At 72.2% G+C, this 21,539-nt stretch carries 22 protein-coding genes; 20 read left to right on the top strand and 2 right to left on the bottom strand.

All coding sequences use genetic code 11. From position 1 onward, the window contains the following. Positions 1 to 61: 61 nt before the first annotated feature. Positions 62 to 586: a GNAT family N-acetyltransferase gene (locus QWJ13_RS19890; protein ID WP_316526081.1), complete on the top strand. Its 525-nt coding sequence runs from the start codon at positions 62 to 64 to the stop codon at positions 584 to 586. A 106-nt stretch (positions 587 to 692) separates the two neighbouring features. Next, positions 693 to 2,720 (top strand): ATP-dependent zinc metalloprotease FtsH, encoded by a 2,028-nt coding sequence (gene ftsH / locus QWJ13_RS19885; protein WP_316526080.1) that lies wholly within the window; start codon positions 693 to 695, stop codon positions 2,718 to 2,720. Positions 2,721 to 2,824: 104 nt separating this feature from the next. Here the strand turns inward: ftsH and QWJ13_RS19880 are convergent, their stop codons facing one another. Beyond that, complete coding sequence (locus QWJ13_RS19880) at positions 2,825 to 3,529, bottom strand: class I SAM-dependent methyltransferase (RefSeq protein ID WP_316526079.1); 705 nt, start codon at positions 3,527 to 3,529, stop codon at positions 2,825 to 2,827. Positions 3,530 to 3,883: 354 nt separating this feature from the next. Here QWJ13_RS19880 and proS point away from each other — a divergent pair, with 354 nt between their 5' ends. The 18 genes from proS (at position 3,884) to QWJ13_RS19790 (ending at position 20,576) form a co-directional block, all read left to right on the top strand. Beyond that, on the top strand, positions 3,884 to 5,296 hold the full coding sequence (gene proS, locus QWJ13_RS19875) for a proline--tRNA ligase (RefSeq protein ID WP_316526078.1): 1,413 nt from the start codon (positions 3,884 to 3,886) through the stop codon (positions 5,294 to 5,296). A gap of 529 nt (positions 5,297 to 5,825) precedes the next feature. Continuing rightward, positions 5,826 to 6,404: a hypothetical protein gene (locus tag QWJ13_RS19870; RefSeq protein WP_316526077.1), complete on the top strand. Its 579-nt coding sequence runs from the start codon at positions 5,826 to 5,828 to the stop codon at positions 6,402 to 6,404. Between the two features lie 304 nt (positions 6,405 to 6,708). Further along, the gene (gene rpsP, locus QWJ13_RS19865) at positions 6,709 to 7,137 is read left to right on the top strand and encodes a 30S ribosomal protein S16 (protein ID WP_188307073.1); all 429 of its coding nucleotides are present in this window, start codon (positions 6,709 to 6,711) and stop codon (positions 7,135 to 7,137) included. A 2-nt stretch (positions 7,138 to 7,139) separates the two neighbouring features. Then, positions 7,140 to 7,379, top strand: a complete 240-nt coding sequence (locus QWJ13_RS19860; protein WP_030056773.1) for an RNA-binding protein — start codon at positions 7,140 to 7,142, stop codon at positions 7,377 to 7,379. Between the two features lie 228 nt (positions 7,380 to 7,607). Next, positions 7,608 to 8,180: a ribosome maturation factor RimM gene (gene rimM / locus QWJ13_RS19855; RefSeq protein WP_316526076.1), complete on the top strand. Its 573-nt coding sequence runs from the start codon at positions 7,608 to 7,610 to the stop codon at positions 8,178 to 8,180. Between the two features lie 122 nt (positions 8,181 to 8,302). Beyond that, positions 8,303 to 9,121 carry a tRNA (guanosine(37)-N1)-methyltransferase TrmD gene (gene trmD, locus QWJ13_RS19850; protein ID WP_316526685.1) on the top strand — a complete coding sequence of 273 codons (819 nt, stop codon included), beginning with the start codon at positions 8,303 to 8,305 and terminating at the stop codon, positions 9,119 to 9,121. 154 nt (positions 9,122 to 9,275) lie between these two features. Further along, complete coding sequence (rplS, locus tag QWJ13_RS19845; RefSeq protein ID WP_030243502.1) at positions 9,276 to 9,626, top strand: 50S ribosomal protein L19; 351 nt, start codon at positions 9,276 to 9,278, stop codon at positions 9,624 to 9,626. Positions 9,627 to 9,704: 78 nt separating this feature from the next. Then, positions 9,705 to 10,649, top strand: coding sequence for a signal peptidase I (gene lepB, locus QWJ13_RS19840; RefSeq protein ID WP_316526075.1), 945 nt, complete (start codon positions 9,705 to 9,707; stop codon positions 10,647 to 10,649). Further along, a complete protein-coding gene (gene lepB, locus QWJ13_RS19835; protein ID WP_316526073.1) occupies positions 10,633 to 11,634 on the top strand; it encodes a signal peptidase I in 1,002 nt (333 codons plus the stop codon). The genes lepB (QWJ13_RS19840) and lepB (QWJ13_RS19835) overlap by 17 nt, the downstream gene beginning before the upstream one ends. Positions 11,635 to 11,876: 242 nt before the next feature. Continuing rightward, the gene (gene lepB, locus QWJ13_RS19830; protein ID WP_316526072.1) at positions 11,877 to 12,884 is read left to right on the top strand and encodes a signal peptidase I; all 1,008 of its coding nucleotides are present in this window, start codon (positions 11,877 to 11,879) and stop codon (positions 12,882 to 12,884) included. 145 nt (positions 12,885 to 13,029) lie between these two features. Beyond that, a complete protein-coding gene (lepB, locus tag QWJ13_RS19825; RefSeq protein WP_316526071.1) occupies positions 13,030 to 13,782 on the top strand; it encodes a signal peptidase I in 753 nt (250 codons plus the stop codon). Between the two features lie 112 nt (positions 13,783 to 13,894). Continuing rightward, positions 13,895 to 14,368 carry an NUDIX hydrolase gene (locus tag QWJ13_RS19820; protein WP_316526070.1) on the top strand — a complete coding sequence of 158 codons (474 nt, stop codon included), beginning with the start codon at positions 13,895 to 13,897 and terminating at the stop codon, positions 14,366 to 14,368. A gap of 55 nt (positions 14,369 to 14,423) precedes the next feature. Beyond that, positions 14,424 to 14,750 (top strand): DUF2469 domain-containing protein, encoded by a 327-nt coding sequence (locus QWJ13_RS19815; protein WP_030056781.1) that lies wholly within the window; start codon positions 14,424 to 14,426, stop codon positions 14,748 to 14,750. Between the two features lie 168 nt (positions 14,751 to 14,918). Further along, a complete protein-coding gene (locus QWJ13_RS19810) occupies positions 14,919 to 15,422 on the top strand; it encodes a YraN family protein (RefSeq protein ID WP_316526068.1) in 504 nt (167 codons plus the stop codon). 1 nt (position 15,423) lies between these two features. Then, entirely contained in the window at positions 15,424 to 17,139 is a 1,716-nt protein-coding gene (locus tag QWJ13_RS19805; protein ID WP_316526067.1) for a YifB family Mg chelatase-like AAA ATPase, read from the top strand. Next, positions 17,136 to 18,332 carry a DNA-processing protein DprA gene (gene dprA, locus QWJ13_RS19800; protein ID WP_316526066.1) on the top strand — a complete coding sequence of 399 codons (1,197 nt, stop codon included), beginning with the start codon at positions 17,136 to 17,138 and terminating at the stop codon, positions 18,330 to 18,332. Before QWJ13_RS19805 ends, dprA begins: the two co-directional genes overlap by 4 nt. A gap of 631 nt (positions 18,333 to 18,963) precedes the next feature. Beyond that, on the top strand, positions 18,964 to 19,800 hold the full coding sequence (gene whiG / locus QWJ13_RS19795) for an RNA polymerase sigma factor WhiG (protein WP_316526064.1): 837 nt from the start codon (positions 18,964 to 18,966) through the stop codon (positions 19,798 to 19,800). Between the two features lie 191 nt (positions 19,801 to 19,991). Next, positions 19,992 to 20,576, top strand: coding sequence for a TetR/AcrR family transcriptional regulator (locus QWJ13_RS19790; RefSeq protein WP_316526684.1), 585 nt, complete (start codon positions 19,992 to 19,994; stop codon positions 20,574 to 20,576). A 37-nt stretch (positions 20,577 to 20,613) separates the two neighbouring features. Here the strand turns inward: QWJ13_RS19790 and QWJ13_RS19785 are convergent, their stop codons facing one another. After that, complete coding sequence (locus QWJ13_RS19785; RefSeq protein WP_316526063.1) at positions 20,614 to 21,030, bottom strand: M23 family metallopeptidase; 417 nt, start codon at positions 21,028 to 21,030, stop codon at positions 20,614 to 20,616. Between the last annotated feature and the right edge of the window lie 509 nt (positions 21,031 to 21,539).

Here is a 21,539-nt window from a genome sequence, read left to right as displayed (position 1 = left end):
GATCGGCCCGTCGTTCGGTGTTTCCGGGCGGCGGGCCGATCGCGTGTCCGATGATGGGGGCATGCGAGTGATGATCAGGACCCCGGAAGCCGGGGACACGGCCGCGTACGCCGAGGCGGTCCGGCGGTCCGCCGACCACATCGGACAGTGGAACCCGGTCGAGCCGGACGGACTGGCAGACCTGCTGAAGCGCCAGGGCTCGGGCCTGCACACCTTCCTGATCATCGACCGGGAGACCGGCGGCATGGTCGGCAAGGTGAACGTCGCCAACATCGTGATGGGCCGGTTCTGCAACGCCTCGCTGGGCTACGACTCGTACCTCCCGTTCAACGGCACCGGGCGGATGACCGAGGGCATGCGGCTGATCCTGGACCGCTGCTTCGCCCCGCAGTCGGCCGACGGGCTGGGGCTGCACCGGCTGGAGATCAACGTCCAGCCCGACAACGAGCGCTCGATCGCGATGGCCAAGCGGCTCGGCTTCCGGCACGAGGGCTTCTCCCCGCGGATGCTGTTCCTCCAGGGGGAGTGGCGCGACCACGAGCGGTTCGCGCTGACCGCCGAGGAGTGGCCGGACGCGGCGGTGTAGCCACCGGTGGATAGCCGCTGGTGAGAGGGGTCGGCGCGGCCGTACGGGGGCTCGGGAGCGGCGTTGCGATTGGCTCGTCCGAGCGCCTGTCCGTATTGTCCGATGGGTGACCGAACCCGTGCCGCCGCGTCAGACTCCCGACCAGCCATGGCGCTCGGAGGGCGCTCCGCCCCCGCCACCACCCAAGCGCCGGATGCCCGGCGGGTGGGTGGGCCTCGCCCTCACCGCCCTCGTGGTGTTCCTGATCTCGGACCTGCTGCTGTCCTTCTTCGGCCCCGCCGGTGCCACCACGATCTCGTACACCGAGTTCAACCACCAGCTGAACAAGGGCAACATCACCAAGATCTACGCCAAGGGCGACGCGATCGAGGGCACCCTCAAGACCGCCCAGCCCAAGCCCGACGGCGGCAAGGGCGACTACACCGAATTCGACACCCAGCGGCCGTCCTTCGCGGGCGACAACCTGTGGAGCACCCTCCAGCAGCAGGGCGTCGAGGTCACCGCCACCTCGCCGGTCCAGCAGCGCAGCTTCCTCACCAACCTGCTGCTCTCGCTCGCCCCGATGCTGCTGCTGGTCTTCATCTGGGTGATGCTCGCCCGCCGGATGGCCGGCGGACTCGGCGGCGGGCCGCTCGGCCGCAAGGCCCCGCCCAAGCCGGTCACCGCCGAGCAAGGCAAGCGCACCACCTTCGCCGACGTGGCCGGCATCGACGAGGTCGAGGCCGAACTCACCGAGGTGGTCGACTACTTGAAGAACCCCGAGCGGTACCGCAAGCTCGGGGCCAAGATGCCGCGCGGGGTGCTGCTGAGCGGCCCGCCCGGCACCGGCAAGACCCTGCTGGCCCGAGCCGTGGCCGGCGAGGCGGACGTGCCGTTCTTCTCCGCCTCCGCCTCCGAGTTCATCGAGATGATCGTCGGCGTCGGCGCCAGCCGGGTCCGCGAACTGTTCGCGGAGGCCCGCAAGGTCGCCCCGGCGATCATCTTCATCGACGAGATCGACACCATCGGACGCCAGCGCGGCGCGGGCGGCGGCATGGGCGGGCACGACGAGCGCGAGCAGACCCTCAATCAGATCCTCACCGAGATGGACGGCTTCACCGGCTCCGAGGGCGTCATCGTGATCGCCGCGACCAACCGGGCGGACGTGCTCGACCCGGCGCTGCTGCGCCCCGGCCGCTTCGACCGGCGGATCACCGTCAGCCCGCCCGACCGGGAGGGCCGCGCCGCGATCCTGCGCATCCACAGCCGCAGCGTCCCGCTGGCCGGCGACGCCGACCTCAACCAGCTGGCCAAGGTCACGCCCGGGATGACCGGCGCCGAACTCGCCAACCTGGTCAACGAGGCCGCGCTGCTGGCCGTCAAGCGCCAGCAGGACGCGGTCAACGAGCGGGACCTCTCGGACGCCCTGGAGAAGGTCCAGCTCGGCGCCGTACGGCCGCTGGTGATGCCGCAGGAGGAGCGCGAGCGGACGGCGTACCACGAGAGCGGGCACGCGCTGCTGGGCATGCTCCAGCCCGGCGCGGACCCGGTCCGCAAGATCACCATCGTGCCGCGCGGCCGGGCGCTGGGCGTCACCCTCTCCACCCCGGAGAACGACCGCTACTCGTACACCGAGCCCTACCTGCGCGGCCGGATCATCGGCGCGCTCGGCGGAATGGCGGCCGAGCAGGTGGTCTACGGGGTGATCACCACCGGCGCGGAGAGCGATCTGGAGCAGGTCACCAACATCGCCCGCGGGATGGCCGGGCGCTGGGGGATGAGCGAGCGGGTCGGCCGGCTCACCGCGGTGCCCTCCGACCCGCAGGGCGCGTACGGGCTCTCCGCCGCGCCGACCACGCTGGACGCGGTGGACGAGGAGGCCCGGCGGATCGTGGCCGAGTGCTACGGCGACGCGGTGCGGATCCTGACCGAGCAGCGGCACCGGCTGGACGCGCTGGCGGCGGCGCTGCTGGAGGCGGAGACGCTGGACGAGGCGGCGGCGTACCGGGCGGCGGGGGTGCCTCGGGACGGTTCTTCGGACGAGCACTCCGCGGACGAGCACTCCGCGGACGGGGACGCCTCGGACGGGGACGCCTCGGACGGGGACGCCTCGGGTTCCGGGGAGGACGGCGGGAAGTCGATCGACCGGGCGTGAAGCAGGGTGCCGGGGGCGCTCGCCATGACGGCGGGCGCCCCCGGTTTTGTGCCCTGTCGCTTCGCTCGGTGCGGGTGCTCGGTGCAGATGCTCGGTGCGGGTGCTCAGCGTGGGCGCTCGGCGACCAGGTAGCGGAACAGGTTCTCCATCCGCACCGAGCCGTCCGCCCGCAGGTGCGGCTGGAGCGCCTCCTCCAGCTCCTTGGCCACCAGCGAGGCGCCGGAGAACTCCTCGGCCGGTTCGAACAGGCCGGTGGAGAGCAGACCGCGCACCGCGCTGTCGAGATCCGGGTAGGCGAACGGGCAGCTCACCCGGCCGCTGCCGGCCGGGCGCAGTCCGGCCGGGGCGAGCAGGTCCTCCAGCGCGCCGGGCGCGCTCAGCTCGAACGGGTCCCACGCGGTGGTCCGGCCAGCCCTCCGTCGGGCCACGTCCAGCACCGGGGCGCTCTCGCAGCGCTCCGGCGGGCCCCAGGCGGCCAGCACCACCTGCCCGCCCGGGAGGGTGAGCCGGGCGGCCTCGGCGACCATCGGGAGGGCGTCGGCGGCGCCCGGCAACTGCTCGAAAACCGTCACCAGGGAATGGGCCGGCCGGGGGACGGCGGCGGCCGTCCGGGCCCCGGCGCACACCCGCAGCCGACGGCCGTGCGCCAGCTCGCGCAGCTCGTCCCGGGGCTCCTGCCCGGCGACCTGGGCGCCCCGGGCGGCCGCGAGCAGCAGCGCCAGTCCGGACCGGCAGCCCAGGCCCAGCACACTGCTCGCCGGGCCGACCTCCAGCCGGTCGTAGACCGCCTCGTAGAGCGGCACCAGCATGCGTTCCTGGATCTCCGCCCAGTCACGCGCCCGCGCGGACCGGGCGGCCCCGGGCTGCGGGTGGTGCGGGCGCGCGCCCGTCGGCCCCGCGCCCGTCAGGCGTGCGGTCGTCGGCCCTGCGCCTGTCAGGCCTGCGGTCGTGCCGGTCGTCCGAGCTGAAGCCATCGCGGCCTCCCATCCGGTCCTTCGGTGTGCTGCTACGGCTCCCCCAAAGTCCCGCCCCACACCAGCGAACAGCGGGTCGGGCCCGGCGTCCAGAGGGGTGCAGGGTGGTGCGCCCGTGTCGCGGTGGTGCGCCCCCACCCGGTGATACCGATTCGAAACCGGGGGCCCGTGCCCCGTACCATTCGCCCCATGGCTAAGGCACCCGTTCTCACCCCTCAGGCGGAAGACTTCCCGCGCTGGTACCAGGACCTCATCAACAAGGCCGAGCTGGCCGACAACGGTCCGGTGCGCGGCACCATGGTCATCCGACCGTACGGCTACGGCCTGTGGGAGCGGATGCAGCAGGAGATGGACGCGCGGATCAAGAAGGCCGGCGCGCAGAACGCCTACTTCCCGATGTTCATCCCGCAGTCCTACCTCACCAAGGAGGCCGAGCACGTCGAGGGCTTCGCCCCCGAGCTCGCGGTGGTCACCCACGGTGGCGGCAAGCAGCTGGAGGAGCCGGTCGTCGTCCGGCCGACCTCCGAGACGATCATCAACGAGTACTTCTCGAAGTGGGTGCAGAGCCACCGCGACCTGCCCCTGCTGATCAACCAGTGGGCCAACGTGGTCCGTTGGGAGCTGCGCCCGCGCGTCTTCCTGCGCACCACCGAGTTCCTCTGGCAGGAGGGCCACACCGCCCACGCCACCTACGAGGACGCCCGCGCGTACGCGTCGATGATCCACACCCAGGTCTACGGCGACTTCATGACCAACGTGCTCGGCATCGACGTCGTGCTCGGCCGCAAGACCGCCAAGGAGCGCTTCGCCGGCGCCATCAACACCCTCACCCTCGAAGGCATGATGGGTGACGGCAAGGCGCTCCAGATGGGCACCAGCCACGAGCTGGGCCAGAACTTCGCCAAGGCGTTCAACACCACCTACCAGCTCCAGGGTGCCGAGCGCGAGCACGTCTGGCAGACCTCCTGGGGCGTCTCGACCCGCATGGTCGGCGGCCTGATCATGTCCCACGGCGACGACAACGGCCTGCGGGTGCCCCCGCGTCTGGCCGCCGTCCAGGCCGTCGTGCTCGCGATCAAGGGCGACGACGCCGTCATCGCCAAGGTCCGTGAGATCGGCGCCGCGCTGGAGGCCGTCGGCATCCGGGTCGTGGTCGACGACCGCACCGACACCCCGTTCGGCCGCCGCGCCGTCGACTGGGAGCTCAAGGGCGTTCCGCTGCGCATCGAGGTCGGCCCGCGCGACCTGGAGAACGGCACCGCGATGCTGGCCCGCCGCATCCCGGGCGGCAAGGAGCCGGTCTCCATCGACGCCCTGGCCGCGCTGCTCCCGGGCGTCCTGGAGGAGGACCAGGCGCTGCTGCTGCGCCAGTCCCGCGAGCGCCGCGAGTCCCGCACGGTGGACGTCAAGACCATCGACGAGGCCATCGAGGCCGCCGCGACCGGCTGGGGCCGGATCTCCTGGGCCGACCTGGGCGCGGAGGGCGAGGCCAAGCTGGCCGAGCAGGGCGTCACGGTGCGCTGCATCGTCGCGGCCGACGGTTCGGTGCCGGAGTCGGACGACCAGGACGGCAACATCGCGATCGTCGCCCGGGCGTACTGACCTTCGTCCGGGGCCTGGCGGGGCCCGGTGGGGGCCCGATGGGCGTTCCTCGGGCGTCCGCGGGTGTCCGCCGGACTTCCGGGGGTGTCCGTCGGGCGTCCGCGGGGGTCCGTCGGACTTCCGTGGTGCCCGGTAATGGCAGGCTCCGTTGAGGCCGGAGACATTTGCCCGGAATGCGGATGGGTAAGAATCCGGTAACTCTTCCGGAGGCCGTCTCGGCGGCGGACATCCCTACTGGCCGGTCAACTCCCGGTATTAACGGAATAGCGGTACGGTGTACGGCCCGTGGCCCTGTCAATCCGGCAGGCCCCACGGGCCGTACGTCCTGGGTGGCGACAGCCCGCTCCCCGGACGGAATTTCACCAGGCCCGCCGACGTCGCGACGGGCCGAAACCGGCAGGGGGTTGGTCTTGCGTCAGATCCGGAACGCGCAATTCGCGCGCGGCTGCGCATTCCTGGGAGTTCGCTGTGAATTCCCCGGGAACGGGAACATGCGGAACATCGGCTCGCACTCCATCGTTGGTCTAGCGTGAGCACGACACAGCCCCTCGTTCTCGCGGCCGAACTGGCCGCCGCCTGGAGCGACATCCAGGCCCACCACCAGGATCTCCCCGACCTCGCTTCGCCCGAGGCCCTGATCGGGGAATCCTCCTCGGCCTGCGGGACGCGACTCGGTTTCGAGCGCCTCCTCCACGAGGCCGCCCACGGTCTGGCCGCGGCCCGGGACATCCGGGACACCTCGCGGGCCGGCCGCTACCACAACCGACGCTTCCTGATGCTCGCTTCCGAGCTGGGCCTGGCGCACCCGATCGAGCCGCACGCCAGCAGCGGCTTCTCTCAGGTGACCATGCTCAAGGAGACCCAGGAGCGGTACGCCGACACCATCGAACGCCTGGACCGTGCCCTCGGGGCGCACCAGGAGGCGGTGGCCGGTGAAGGCTCGACGCGCGCCTTCCGCGGCCCGGCGGCCCGGCACGGCTCCTCCGGGGGCGGCGTGCGGGTCAAGGCGGTCTGCGGCTGCGGTCGCAACGTCCGGGTCGTTCCGTCGGTGCTCGCGCAGGCGTCCATCGTCTGTGGCGCGTGCCAGCAGCCGTTCAAGATCGCGTAGGTGGTCGTCGTCCCGGCGGGCTGCTGTGCGGGCAGCGGTCCGGCCGGAGTGAGCGGTACAGCAGGACAGCGGTGATGTTTTCGGGTTGGACCGGGAGCGGGGGCTCCCGGTCGAGCTCTGACCGGGTGCCCGGTCCCGCGTGCAGGCGGTTCTCGCCGGTGTGGCAGAATGGACAGCTGAGTACTCGGCAGCCGAGCAGGACCCCTCTCTCCTACGGCTGGCGTGTCCCTTGAACGGTCCGCCCCGCAACCCCACGCGATGGCGAGCCCGCTCACCCACGTCAACACCAGGAGAATCCACTCCCGTGGCAGTCAAGATCAAGCTCAAGCGTCTCGGCAAGATTCGCTCCCCGCACTACCGCATCGTCGTCGCCGACGCCCGCACCAAGCGTGACGGTCGCGCGATCGAGGAGATCGGCATCTACCAGCCGACCTACAACCCCTCGAAGATCGAGGTCGACGGCGACCGCGCCCAGTACTGGCTGTCCGTCGGCGCCCAGCCGACCGAGCCGGTGCTCGCCATCCTGAAGCTGACCGGCGACTGGCAGAAGTTCAAGGGCCTGCCGGCTCCGGAGCCGCTGAAGGTCGCCGAGCCGAAGGTCGAGGACTTCTCGCACCTGTTCGCGAAGGCCGTCGCCGGCTTCGAGGACGCCACCACCGGTGTCGCCATCACCCCGAAGGCCAAGAAGTCGGACAAGGCCGAGGCCGAGGCCGACGCCGCCGCCGAGGCCTGATCGTGATCGAGGACGCCCTCGACCACCTGGTGAAGGGCATCGTCGAGCACCCCGACGAGGTGCAGGTGCGCTCGCGCAACCTGCGTCGGGGTAACACCATCGAGGTGCGAGTGCACCCCGATGACCTCGGCAAGGTGATCGGCCGGGGTGGCCGTACGGCGCGCGCACTGCGCACCGTGGTCGGCGCCCTCGGCGGTCGCAACGTCCGGGTCGACCTGGTCGACGTGGACAACATTCGCTGACGCTGCTGCTCGTTCAGCCGTCAGGGCTTGTGAGGCCGACCGGGACGCATGTCGTCCCGGTCGGCCTTTCGCGTTTCCGTTCGCATTTCCCTCGCATCATGGCTTCGTCGCACCATTGCTTCGTAGTCGGTTGCTTCGCAGCCCGTCGCTGCGTGGCGCACCGCTTCGTACTGCTTCGTAGTCCGTTGCTTTTCGTTTCGGCTCAGGAACTCCAGGAGAACGATCACCGTGCAGCTCGTCGTCGGCAGGATCGGCCGTGCCCACGGCATCAGGGGGGACGTCAGTGTCGAGGTCCGCACCGATGAGCCGGAACTCCGGCTCGGCCCGGGTGCCGTCGTCCTCACCGACCCCGCATCGGCCGGACCGCTGACCGTCGAGTCCGGGCGGGTGCACAGCGGCCGACTGCTGCTGCGCTTCGCCGGCGTCAAGGACCGCAACGCGGCCGAGGCCCTCCGCGGCACCCTGCTCATCTCCGAGGTCGACCCGGAGGAGAGCCCGGAGGATCCGGAGGAGTACTACGACCACCAGCTGATCGGCCTGGACGTGGTGCTGCTGGACGGCACCCTGGTCGGCGAGCTGACCGAGGTCGTCCACCTGCCGTACCAGGACCTGCTCACGGTCAAGAAGGCCGACGGGACGGAGGTGTTGGTGCCCTTCGTCAGCCAGATCGTGCCGACCATCGACCTGGAGAACCAGCGCGCCGTGATCACCCCGCCGGCCGGGCTGATCGACCTGGAGCAGGCCGAGGTCGCGGGGACCTCCTCGGCCGAGCCCGCCGCGGGTTCGGAGGAGTCGGAGTGACCGGCGGGGAGAGCGCCGAGATGGTGGAGAGCGTCGAGGCGGTTGACGGCGCCGGGGCGAGCGGCGTCGCGTCGAGTGGTGCCGGGGCGAGCGGCGTCGCGTCGAGTGGCGTGCAGAGCGGCATGCGGATCGACGTCGTCACGATCTTCCCCGAGTACCTGGAGCCGCTGGACGTCTCGCTGGTCGGCAAGGCCCGAGCCCGCGGCCAGCTGGACGTGCACGTCCACGACCTCCGCTCCTGGACCCACGACGTGCACCGCACGGTGGACGACAGCCCGTACGGCGGCGGCCCCGGCATGGTGATGAAGCCCGAGCCGTGGGGCGAGGCGCTGGACGCGGTGGTCGCCGCCGGACCGGAGGGGCAGGTGCCCACGCTGGTCGTGCCGACCCCGAGCGGGCGCCCGTTCACCCAGGAGCTCGCCCAGGAGCTGGCCGGGCGCCCCTGGCTGGCCTTCACCCCCGCGCGGTACGAGGGCATCGACCGCCGGGTGATCGAGGAGGCGGCCACCCGCATGCCGGTGGTCGAGGCCTCGATCGGCGACTACGTGCTGGCCGGCGGCGAGGTCGCGGTACTGGTGATGGTCGAGGCGATCGCCCGGCTGCTGCCCGGGGTGCTCGGCAACGCCGAGTCCCACCGCGACGACTCCTTCGCGCCGGGCGCGATGGCCGACCTGCTGGAGGGCCCGGTCTACACCAAGCCCGCCGAGTGGCGTGGCCGGACGGTGCCGGACGTGCTGCTCAGTGGCAACCACGGCAAGATCGCCCGCTGGCGGCGCGAGCAGGCCTTCGCCCGGACCCTGGCGAACCGGCCCGACCTGGTCGAGCGCTGGCAGTACGGCGCCTTCGACAAGAAGGAGCGCGAGGCGCTGAGCATCCTCGGTCTGGCCTGGGACGAACGGCTCGGCCGATTTCGGCCCGAAGCCGGTGATGTGGAAGAATAGGCGGCTGTTGTCTGTCGCTGGCTCCCTTCCGTAGGGGGCACGTGGACCGGCGCCCCCGCCACGGGGGGATCGTCGTCAGCCGATGCGGCCCGCAGCAAACCCCATTGTGACGATTTTCCGTGGGCGGCCCGTGGCGCCTGCGATGGAGAGCAACATGAGCAACAAGCTCGCTGCTGTCGACGCGGCCTCGCTGCGCACCGACATCCCGGCCTTCCGCGCCGGTGACACCCTGAAGGTCCACGTCCGGGTCATCGAGGGCAACCGCTCCCGTGTCCAGGTCTTCCAGGGCGTCGTCATCCGTCGCCACGGCGCCGGTGTCGGCGAGACCTTCACCGTTCGCAAGGTCAGCTTCAACGTCGGCGTGGAGCGTACCTTCCCGGTGCACACCCCGGTCGTCGAGAAGATCGAGGTCGTGACCCGCGGTGCGGTTCGCCGCGCCAAGCTGTACTACCTGCGTGACCTCCGCGGCAAGGCCGCGAAGATCAAGGAGAAGCGCGACCGCTGATCCACCGGCCCCCGGCCTCGCCGGGGGATCGGAACGCTCTGAGGGGGCCGAACGGCCGCAAGGTAAGCTCACCCCCCGATGAGCACGCACGAACCACCCGCGGACCGCGACGGCAGTCCCGCACCCACCGGTGCGGACTCGCCGACGCGGTCCGCGGTCGTTTCCGGGGGCGTCGGGGTGCCCGAGGGGCCCAGGGGTCCCGAGGGGTCGGAAGGGGCGGAGGGGCCGGAGCAGGCTGACCGCTCCGATGATGGCGGCGGGGACGGCGGGGACGGCGGGGACGGCGAGGGCGGCGGGGACGGCGAGGGCGGCGAGGGCGGCCCGGACGGCCAGGACGAGGAGCCCGAGCGCTCCCGTTCGTGGGACCTGCTGCTCTTGGTCGGGATCTGCCTGGCTGCCCTGCTGCTGGTGAACGCCTTCGTCGCGCGTCCGTTCTCGGTGCCCTCCGGGTCGATGGAGGACACACTGCGTCCGGGCGACCGGTTGGTCGCCAACCAGCTCGCCTACGCCTTCGGTGGTCACCCCCAGCGGGGCGACGTCGTGGTCTTCGACGGGACGGGCTCCTTCTTCCAGAAGCCGATGAAGCCGGCCGACTTCTGGGACGGCCTGCATTCGTTCGCCCAGGACCTCGGGCTGGCACCGGCCGGGAACACCATCTACGTCAAGCGCGTGATCGGCGTCGGCGGGGACCGGGTGACCAGCACCGGCCCGGGCGCACCGATCACCGTCAACGGTGTGCCGATCGACGAGACCGCCTACCTGTCGCCGGGCGACGACCCATCGAGCGTGGCCTTCGACGTCGTCGTGCCGGTTGGCAAGCTCTGGGTGATGGGCGACCACCGCGGCGCCTCCCGGGACTCCCGCGACCACCTCGGCGAACCCGGTGGCGGCTTCGTGCCCGAGGGCAGGGTGATCGGTCGGGCGGACTGGTTGGTCTACCCGTTCTCGCGCTGGACCAGCCTGGACCGGCCCGCGGCCTTCGCCGCGACTGCGGGGACGGGCGGTCATGGGGAGCAGAGGTAGGGGGCGGCTCGCCGACCCTCCTGCCGTCGAGGGCGTGGGCGTCGGAGGCGGGGTCGTCGGGAGCACGGAGGAAGACGGCGCGGTCGGCACCCGGACGGAAGGAGGCGGCGGAGCGGGTGGGGGCGTTTCCGGGCGGACGGGGCGCGGCCGGGCCGAGCGCCGGCGCAGTGCCCGCAGGGCGGTCCGGCGGCGCAAACGCTCGCTGGTGCGCGAGGTGCCGCTGATCATCCTGGTGGCCCTGTTGGTGGCGCTGGTGATGAAGACCTTCCTGATCCAGGTGTTCGTGATCCCCTCGGGTTCGATGGAGCAGACCATCCGGATCGGGGACCGGGTACTGGTGGACAAGCTGACCCCCTGGTTCGGCAGTGAGCCGCAGCGCGGCGACGTGGTGGTGTTCAAGGACCCGGGCGGCTGGTTGGAGCGCGATCGCAAGCCGTCCCACGACGGCCCGGTGCCGGGTGCGGCCAAGCAGGTGCTGACCTTCGTCGGACTGCTGCCCTCCGACAACGAGCAGGACCTCATCAAGCGGGTGATCGGCGTCGGCGGGGACAGCGTCGAGTGCTGCGACGCGCAGGGGCGCCTCAGCGTCAACGGCCATCCGATGGACGAGCCGTACCTCTCGCCCGGCAACCCGCCGTCCCGCCAGACCTTCAAAGTGCAGGTGCCGCAGGGGCGGTTGTGGGTCATGGGCGACCACCGGGACGTCTCCGCCGACTCCCGCTTCCACATGGGCAATCCGGGACAGGGGACGATTCCGGTGAGCGACGTGGTCGGCCGGGCGTTCGTGATCGCCTGGCCGCTGGACCGCTTCCATCAACTCGATGCGCCGAGTTCACTCTCCTCTCTCGCCCGGACTCCGCAGGCCGGCGGAACTTGGTTGGAACCGGCGCTCGTTGGGCCGGTTCCTGCGGAACCTCCGCTCGTTATGGGTGTGTTGGGCATCCTTCCGCTCGTCGTTCGTCGGCCGGGGCAGCCTCCGGAGTGAGCCGCGCGGACCGCCGACCGGCCGGACCTCGCGTGTGGGACCGCGAGCCGGATGCCTTGGAGTGATAGAGAAGTGCAGGTGCGGCCGGGAGTGGTTCCGGTCGCGAGCCGAGGCTGTGGTGGTGTCAGGAGAGCCCGCGGTGGGCAGCCCTGAGGCGTTCATGGTCCTGGCGAGCGTGGTGCCCGCTGTGCGGCACTCTGAGCGCGGGCGCGCGGGCGTCCGCACAGCAGGGAGGAGACGTTGTGGGGGATTTGGTGATCGGCGCCCGCTCAGGCGCCGGAGAGCCCGAGGGCTCAGGCCGTCGGGCGGACCGGTCCGCCGAGTCCGCGGCCTCCTCGGCCTCGGCTGAGGACGCGGCGGCCCATGCCGCCGACGGACAGGGCGGCGCCGGCTCGGAGGACCCCCCGAACTTCTCGCACGCGGAACCCGAGCCCGCGGACGGATCGGAGTCGGAGGCTTCGCACAAGCCGCGCAAGCAGCGCTCGTTCTGGAAGGAACTGCCGATCCTGGTCGGCATCGCGCTGGTCCTCGCGCTGGTGATCAAGACCTTCTTCGTCCAGGCGTTCTCCATTCCGTCGGAATCGATGCAGAACACGTTGCAGGTCGGCGACCGGGTCCTGGTGGACAAGCTGACCCCGTGGTTCGGGGCCGAGCCCGAGCGCGGCGAGGTCGTGGTGTTCCACGATCCGGGCGGCTGGCTGAACGACGAGCCGACCCAGCAGAGCAGCAACTCCTTCGTCCGCGGTGTGCAGGACGTGCTGAGCTTCGTCGGCCTGATGCCCTCCGCCAACGAGAAGGACCTGATCAAGCGGGTCATCGCGGTCGGCGGGGACACCGTCGAGTGCGAGGGCGAGGGGCCGGTCAAGGTCAACGGTGTCGTGCTCAACGAGCCGTACATCTACCAGGGCAACACCCCCTGCGGAGACCATCCCTTCGGACCGGTCAAGGTGCCCAAGGACCGGATCTGGGTGATGGGCGACCACCGGGCCAACTCGCTGGACTCCCGTTTCCACATGGACCAGCCGGGCGGCGGCACCGTTCCGGTGGACAACGTGATCGGGCGCGCCTTCGTGGTCGCCTGGCCGGTCAACCACTGGTCGACGCTGCCGGTGCCGGACACCTTCGACCAGAAGGGCCTGGCGGCGGCCGCGCCACTGGCGCCCCCCGCGGCGGGTGCGGTGGGGGCTGTCGCCCTTCTTCCGCTGGTGCGCCGGGTGCGGGGTCGGGCGGAGCGCCGCCAGGAGTCCTGAGTTCCACCGGGTTGTCTCCGGCTCTTGCGCGGGCCGTGGTACCGACGAGTAATCTGCTCGGACGTGCCACGGCCCGTCGGCTTTTCCGCCCGTGCCCCCGGCGTGCCAGTGGTGTTCTCCGGTCGGCCAGAGGTGGACGGTGTCGATGAGCAGTGTCGTGGAGCAGACGGCTGACCAGCAGGCCGCGCCCGCCCGTGGCGACCGTCGGCCCGCCGCGGTGCTCCAAGGCGTCGCGCTGGCACTCGGACTGGTGCTGATGATCGGCGGCTTCGCCCTCATCGCGGTCGACTACCGGCCGTACAGCATCCCGACCGCTTCGATGCACCCGACGCTGCGCGCCGGGGACACCGTGCTCGCCCGCAAGGCCGGCGGCGGTGACATCGGGCGGGGTGACGTGGTGGTCTTCCGGGACCAGGCCTGGGGCGGCGAGCTCATGGTCAAGCGGGTGGTCGCGGTCGGCGGGGACACCGTCGCCACCACCGGGGACGAGCACCGGCTGACGGTCAACGGACAGCCGGTGAACGAGCCCTACCTCGCGACGCAGGGCCGCCAGGGCGACTCGTTCAGCGTGACGGTGCCACAGGGGCGGCTCTTCCTGCTCGGCGACAACCGGGTGGGCTCGCTCGACTCCCGCACCCACTTGGAGGTCGACGGCGGGACCGTCCCGGCCGACGCCGTCGAGGCCAGGGTTGAGGCCACCGTGCTGCCCTTCGGCAGGATGGGCCTGCTCGACCGGGTCACCGACTTCGACGGCTTCGCGGGCCCCAAAGCCTCGCAGCCAGGTCCGCTGGGGCCGGCCGCCTACGCCAGCGTTGCGGGCGCGGTGCTGATCATCGTGACCTCGGCGGTGGGCGGGGTGGCGGGGCTGGCCCGCCGGCTCCGGGGGCGCAGCTCCTGAGCGGGAGCGTCGCCCGGAGGGCCGCTCTGCCGAACATCGCCCCGGACGGCCGCGCCGGGTGGCAGGATCGGTAGCGCCACCGATGCGAACGGAAGGAGTGTGGAGCGCCGCCATGACAGCACAGCGTCGCAAGGCGGCGCGGATCCTGCTGCTGGACGGGCTGGACCGCATCCTCCTCTTCCTCGGATCCGACCCGGCCGTCCCGGGAACGACGTGGTGGTTCACGCCCGGGGGCGGCTTGGAGGCGGGCGAGGACGTACGAGCGGCCGCGGAACGGGAGCTCGCCGAGGAGACCGGGCTGCGGGGCGTGGACCTGGGGCCCTTGGTGGGGTACGGCACGGTGTCGTTCTCCTTTCGGGGACAGCGCTACGAGCAGGAACAGTGGTTCCACCTGGCCCGGACCACGGAGACGGGGCTGGACCACTCGGGCATGGGCGCGGACGAGCACGCCCAGTTGCTCGCGGCGCGGTGGTGGACGGTCGAGGAACTGAGGGGGACCACCGAGACGGTCTATCCGGTCGGTCTGGCGGACTTCTTGGAACGACTGCTGGCCGAGGGCCCGCCGGTGGCTCCGGTACGGCTCTGACCGTGGGTGCGGTGGTCCACAATGGGTGGACGCGACAAGTTGAGGGGACGCCTGGATGAGTGCCGAAGATCTCGAGAAGTACGAGACCGAGATGGAGCTCAAGCTCTACCGGGAGTACCGGGACGTCGTCGGCCTGTTCAAGTACGTGATCGAGACCGAGCGACGGTTCTACCTCACCAACGACTACGAGTTGCAGGTGCACTCGGTCCAGGGCGAGGTGTTCTTCGAGGTATCGATGGCGGATGCGTGGGTCTGGGACATGTACCGGCCGGCTCGGTTCGTCCGCAAGGTCCGGGTGCTGACCTTCAAGGACGTGAACATCGAAGAACTCGCGAAGAGCGATCTGGAGCTGCCCTCGGACGAGTCCGGCTTCGGGAACTGACGTTGAACGACTCCGGCCCGAGTTGTCCAGCCGAATTCGGCGGAAACGGGTCTTCTCACCCCTGCGGGTGACAAAAGTTATCCACAGGCCCGAGTTATCCACAGGGAAAGGGAATTCTCGGGCCCCGTCGCGCACTTTGGTGCAGCCTCCTCAGCGGAGGTGGTCACCATGCAGCACACCATCGCGCAGGACCAGGCCGTACCGGACACGGCCGCAGCCGGGGAGGCCTCGCGGGCGATCCCGGACCGCAGCACCAGGACGGGGCTCGGCCGCTACGGGGAGCGGGTCGCCGCCCGCCGACTCGCGGAGGCCGGGCTCCGCATCCTCGACCGCAACTGGCGCTGCGTCGAGGGCGAGCTGGACATCGTCGCCCTCGACGGTGACACCGTGGCGGTCTGCGAGGTGAAGACCCGCTCCGAGCGGGGCTTCCAGCAGCCCACCGAGGCCATCGACCAGGCCAAGGCCGCCCGACTGCAACGCCTGGCCGAACGATGGATGGCCGAGCGCTGGCCCGGCCACTTCGCCCGGTTGGCCGGCCCCGGTTACGACCCGGGGCCCAGCGATCCGCAGTGGCCGCCCGCCCCACCGGGCGGGGTGCGGATCGACCTGATCGCGGTGGTCAACCGGGCGCGGGGTGCGGCCCTGGTCGACCACCTGCGGGGGGTGGTCTGAGATGGCCTTCGCCCGCACCTGTTCCGTCGCGCTGGTCGGCGTCGACGGAGTGATCGTCGAGGTCCAGGCCGATCTGGAGCCCGGGGTGGCCGCGTTCACCCTGGTCGGCCTGCCCGACAAGGCGCTCACCGAAGCCCGCGACCGGGTCCGCGCCGCGGTCGTGAACAGCGGCGAGGCCTGGCCGCAGCGCAAGCTGACGGTCGGCCTCAGTCCCGCCTCGGTGCCCAAGAGCGGCAGCGGCTTCGACCTCGCGGTGGCCTGCGCCGTGCTGGCCGCCGCCGAGCGGCTCGATCCCTCCACGATCGCCGACCTGCTGATCATCGGCGAGCTGGGGCTGGACGGTCGGGTGCGGCCGGTCAGAGGGATCCTGCCGTCGGTGCTGGCCGCCGCCGACGCCGGCTACGAACGGGTCGTGGTCGCGGAGCAGACGGCGCCCGAGGCCTCGCTCGTCCCCGGGGTGACGGTGATCGGCGTCCGAAGCCTGCGCCAGCTCGTCGCCAACCTGACCGGGGTGGCGGCACCGGAGGAGCCGCCCGACTCGATCGCCGGACGGCCGGATCCGCTGATGGCCGGTCTGATGCTGCCCAGCGCGGGCGTGCGGGGCCTGCCCGACGACAAGGCCGCCCGGCTGGACATGGCCGACGTCGCCGGCCAGTACGAGGCCCGGCGAGCCCTGGAGATCGCCGCCGCCGGAGGACACCACCTCTACTTGAAGGGCCCGCCGGGCGCCGGCAAGACGATGCTGGCGGAGCGACTGCCTTCGCTGCTCCCACCGCTGACCCAGAAGGAGGCGCTGGAGGTCACCGCCGTCCACTCGGTGGCGGGCCTGCTCCCGGCCGGGCGCCCGTTGATCGACACGGCGCCCTACTGTTCCCCGCACCACTCCACGACGATGCCGGCGATCGTCGGCGGCGGCAGCGGACTGCCGAGACCGGGGGCGGTCTCGCTGGCGCACCGGGGCGTGCTCTTCCTGGACGAGGCGCCGGAGTTCCCGGTCCGGGTGCTCGACGCGCTGCGCCAGCCGCTGGAGTCGGGCGAGGTGGTGATCGCCCGCTCGGCCGGATCGTTGCGGCTCCCGGCCCGCTTCCTGCTCTGCCTGGCAGCCAACCCCTGTCCGTGCGGCCGGTACTCGCGGCGGGGCGAAGGCTGTGAGTGCACTCCCACCATGGTCAGCCGCTACCAGGGGCGGCTCTCCGGGCCGCTGCTGGACCGGGTCGACCTCCAGGTCCAGGTGGCCCCGGTGACCAGGGTCGAACTCATGGAGCGGGACACCACGGCGGAGACCACCGAGACCGTCGCGGCCCGGGTGCTGGCCGCGCGGGAGCGGGCGGCGGCCCGGCTTGAGGACACCCCGTGGCGGACCAACGCGGAGGTGCCGGGCCACGAACTGCGCACCCGCTGGCCGCTCGCGTCCGGAGCGCTCAACGACGTCGCGCGGCAGCTGGAACGCGGGCTGCTGACCGCCCGGGGCCTGGACCGGGTGCTCCGGGTCGCCTGGACGGTCGCCGACCTCGGCGGGCACGACCGGCCGGACCAGCGGGACGTGCGCACCGCCCTCGTCCTGCGCACCGGGGTGGAGCAGGGACTCCCGCTGACCGAGCGGGTCTTCGGCCGGCTCGGCGGCATCCCGACGCAGCGCGGCGGTCCGGACGGCGGCAGGTCCAAGAAGCCCGGGGCGCGTCACGAGCAGCGGAAGAACGAGGAGGACGAGGCATGAACCAGGCGCTGGAGCAACCCCGGATCCCCGGTGCGCGCAGAGCCGAGACCGTCACCGGCACCGACCACGAGCCCGATTCCGAGCGCCTCGCCCGGGTGCTGCTCGGTCGGCTCAGCGAACCGGGGGACGCGATGGTCGGTCGGTGGCTGCGCCAACTCCCTGCCGTCGACGTGGTCCAGGCGATCCGGGACGGAACGGTGCCCGACCATCCCGGGCTGGACACCACCCGGCTCGCTGGATACCAGGCGCGGCTCCCGGGGCTGGATCCGTGGATGGACCTGAAACGGGTACGGGACGCCGGTGGACGGTTCATCATTCCGGGGGACACGGAATGGCCCAGTCAACTCGACGACCTGGGCGACGGGCGGCCGATCGGGCTCTGGGTGACGGGCACCGGCTCGCTGCGGCTGCTCGCGCTCCGCTCGGTCGCGGTGGTGGGCTCCCGAGCCTGCACCGCCTACGGCGCCCATGTCGCGGGGGAGCTGGCGGCCCAACTCGCCGAACGCGGCTGGACGGTGGTCTCCGGCGCGGCCTACGGGATCGACGCGGCCGCGCACCGCGGGGCACTCGCGGTCGGCGGGATGACGGCCGCCGTGCTCGCCTGCGGGGTCGACGTGGCCTACCCGAAGGGCAACGCCGAACTCATCCGGCGGATCGGCGTCCAGGGCCTGCTGGTCAGTGAACTCCCGCCCGGGGAGCACCCGAACCGCTTCCGGTTCGTACTCCGCAACCGGGTCATCGCGGCGCTCACCCGGGGAACGGTGGTGGTCGAGGCGGCGGTGCGCAGCGGCGCCCTGAGCACGGCCAGACGGGCGAGGGACCTCAACCGCCACACCATGGGCGTCGCGGGCCCGGTGACCTCGGAGCTCTCCGCCGGGGTGCACGCCCTGATCCGCAGCGGCGGTGCCACCCTGGTCACCGACGCCGCCGAGATCACCGAGCTGATCGGGGCGATCGGGGACGACCTGGCGCCGCAGCGCAGCGGCCCGGTGCTCCCGCGCGACCTGCTGGAGCCGGCGCTGGCCCGAGTGCTGGAGGCCGTGCCGGCCGCGGCCGAGGGCGCCCCGGTCGAGCGACTGGCCCGGCAGTCCGGGTTCCCACCGGACGAAGTCCTGCAACGGCTCTACGAGTTGGGCTCGCTCGGCTACGTGGAGCGGCACGGCGCGCACTGGCGCGTGGTGCGGAGGAGGTGAGGGCGCCGGAACGGAGAACACCTTCGCGCCGAGGGAACGCACATCGGAGCCGTCCGATTGACCTGCTGATCCGGTTCTTCCACTCGTTGCTCGGATCCGGTGCGCGAACGCCACCGGATCGGGGGACGACCGAGTGGCGGTAGCGCTTCGCAGTGAGTCGGTCACGCTACGCTCCACATGCCTTCCCTATCAGCACATGACTCGGCAGAACGGCGCAGACCCACGCATGCCCACACACATTCCCGGACACAGGGTGACCGGTGGCACTCGGTCCTCGGGAGTGCCGCGGACCGAGCGGCGCCCCGCGCCCGACTTCCCGGCCAAGTCGGCGGGGACGATGGGAGGCCTGTCACGCCAGGGCGGCCGGCCGGCGGTGCCGGGCCAGCCCGCTGATGCGGCCCGGGGAGCCGAAGCGGCCCAGGGGGCTGACTCGGCCGACAGCGCCGGAGCGCCCGTCGGGGCGCCCGCTGCCGCGCCAGCCGGAGTGCCCCCCGGCGCGGGCGTGGCCGGCGCGCCCCGTCCGCCCGGAAGCGCCCCGACTCTGAGCGCCACCGCCCCGGCTCTGGGCGGCACCGCTCCAGCTCTGGGCGCTGCCGCCCGGTCGTTCGGCTCCTCGGCGTTCGGCCCGTCGGTGTCCCCGCTCCGGCGGGAACGGGCGGCGGGTGGCGACCAGGGGCAGGAGGACGCCCGGGAGGCCGCAGCGCAGGGGCGTACCGCGCTGGAAGAGCTCTGGCGCTCCTACAAGGAGACCGGAGACCAGCGGCTGCGGGAGCAGCTGATCCTGCACTACTCACCACTCGTCAAGTACGTGGCGGGTCGGGTCGGGGTCGGTCTGCCCTCCAACGTCGAACAGGCGGACTTCGTCTCCTCGGGGGTCTTCGGGCTGATCGACGCGATCGAGAAGTTCGACGTCGACCGCGCCATCAAGTTCGAGACCTACGCGATCAGCCGCATCCGCGGCGCGATCATCGACGAGCTGCGCGCCCTGGACTGGATCCCGCGCTCGGTGCGACAGAAGGCGAAGGCGGTCGAGCGGACGTACGCGACGCTGGAGGCCCGGCTGCGTCGGACGCCGCACGAGCCCGAGGTCGCGGCCGAGATGGGCATCGCGATCGAGGACCTGCACGCCATCTTCAGCCAACTGTCGCTCGCCAACGTGGTGGCGCTGGACGAGCTGCTCCACCCGGTGGGGGAGGGCGGCGACCGGCTGAGCCTGATGGACACCCTGGAGGACCACGGCGCGGACGACCCGGTCGAGGTGGCCGAGGACCGCGAGCTGCGCCGGCTGCTGGCCCAGGCGGTGAACACCCTCCCCGAGCGGGAGAAGACGGTGGTGACGCTCTACTACTACGAGGGGCTCACCCTCGCCGAGATCGGACAGGTGCTGGGGGTGACGGAGAGTCGGGTGAGTCAGATCCACACCAAGTCCGTGCTCCAGCTGCGTGCCAAGCTGTCGGACATTCGATAGGGCATCGGAAGCCGGGACCAGCAGCCGAGAACGGAGCCCGAGAACGGAGCCCGAGAACGAGAGCCTCGACCGGAAACCGACCATCGGGAGCCCGCCGTCGGGCCCGCGGCTCCCGCCCGATGCGCGGCGCCGTTTCGGCCTCAGGTAGGGCTCCGTACAGTGGGAGGGTGCCGAAGATCCGAGCGGCCACGGTGGCCGAGCATCGCCAGCTCCAGCGGGCAGCCCTCCTCGATGCTGCCCGCATCCTGCTCGCCGAGGGTGGCATGGAGGCCTTGACCTTCCCCGCGCTCGCGGCGCGCACGGGGCTGGCGCGTTCCTCGGTCTACGAGTACTTCCGCTCCCGGGCCGCCGTGGTCGAGGCGCTCTGCGAGGCGGACCTCCCGCTCTGGGCGGCCGAGATCGAGGCAGGGATGGAGAGCTGCGACACCGCGGTCGAGCGGATCGAGGCCTATGTCAGAGGCCAGCTTGCGCTGGCTGCCGACCCTCGGCACCGCGCCGTCGTGGCGATCTCGGCGCTGGAGCTCGACGAGGCCGCGCGCGAGCGGATCAGGGCGGCGCACGGCAGGCTGGCCGGGCTGGTCGGCCGGACACTGGAGGACCTCGGTCACGAGCAGCCCCGGCTCGCCGCGGCGCTGGTACAGGGTGTCGTCGAAGCGGCGACCCGCCGGGCCGAGCAGGCCGCCACCGGGGGCTGCGGCGGTTGCGCCTCCGAAAGTCCGGAGGAGATCGCCGACGCCGCCGTCGCGCTGGTGCTCCACGGGCTCGGCCGGGCCTGAGCCGGCCCCGGTCCGTCGGCGGGGTGCCCATCCGCCCCTACTCGCCTCCGCCGTTCAGCGGCAGCAGCCGCGCGGTGCCCGCGCCGAACAGGGCCAGCGGGTCCAGGTAGCGGGGTCCGCGCAGTAGCCCCCAGTGCAGGCAGTCGTGCCCGGCGCAGTGCCGCCCGTCCGGGGCGAGCTGCCCGATCACCTGCCCGGCGGCCACTGCGGTGCCGACCGGGACGGTGCCGGTGACGGGCAAGTAGGTGGTCCGGAGCGGGGGAGAGCCCGAACCCGGATGGGAGACGGTCACCACCGGCCGCCCCGCGACCAGCCCGGAGAACACCACCATCCCGGGCGCGGCCGCCCGTACCTCCGTTCCGGCTGCGGCGGCGAGGTCCACGCCCCGGTGCCCGGCCGCCCAGGGCTTCGCCGGAGGTTCGAAGCGACCCAGCAGCCCGCCGGGCCCGCCCACCGGCCAGGCTCGCGCGCCACCCCGCCCGTCCCCGTCCCCGCCCCCACCCCTGGCCCAACCCCCGACACCCGGGCCCGAGGCGCCTGATGCTCCCGACGGCACGAGCACCGCCGCCACTGCCACCACCACGGACAGCACCGCGCGCGCCCACCGCACGCCCCGGACCGCCCCGACCACCCTGCCGAACCACCCGTGACCAGTCATGCCCGCAGGTTCGCCGTCCGGCCGCCCCCGCACCACCCACATCCGGATTCCTGTGGACAAACCGCCCGCACACCCGATCGCCATCCCCCTGACGGGTGTACGGGCGCCGCCATCCGGTGTACAGGCGGCATACCGTCGACGGCCCGGGGCAGGCACCCGACCAGCCCGCACCCGACCGGTACCCCAGCCCGCACCCGACCGGTACCCCAGCCCGCACCCGACTGGCACCCCGGCCACCCGACCCCGAACCGGCCGTCGCCCAGCCCCGCCGGAACCCGCCCGCCCAGGCCGATTCCCAGGCGCTT

The sequence above is a fragment of the Kitasatospora brasiliensis genome (genome assembly GCF_032654805.1).
GTDB classification, from domain to species: Bacteria; Actinomycetota; Actinomycetes; order Streptomycetales; family Streptomycetaceae; genus Kitasatospora; species Kitasatospora brasiliensis.
Note: the sequence above shows the minus strand (reverse complement) of the source record. Positions and strands in the feature narration are given on the sequence as shown.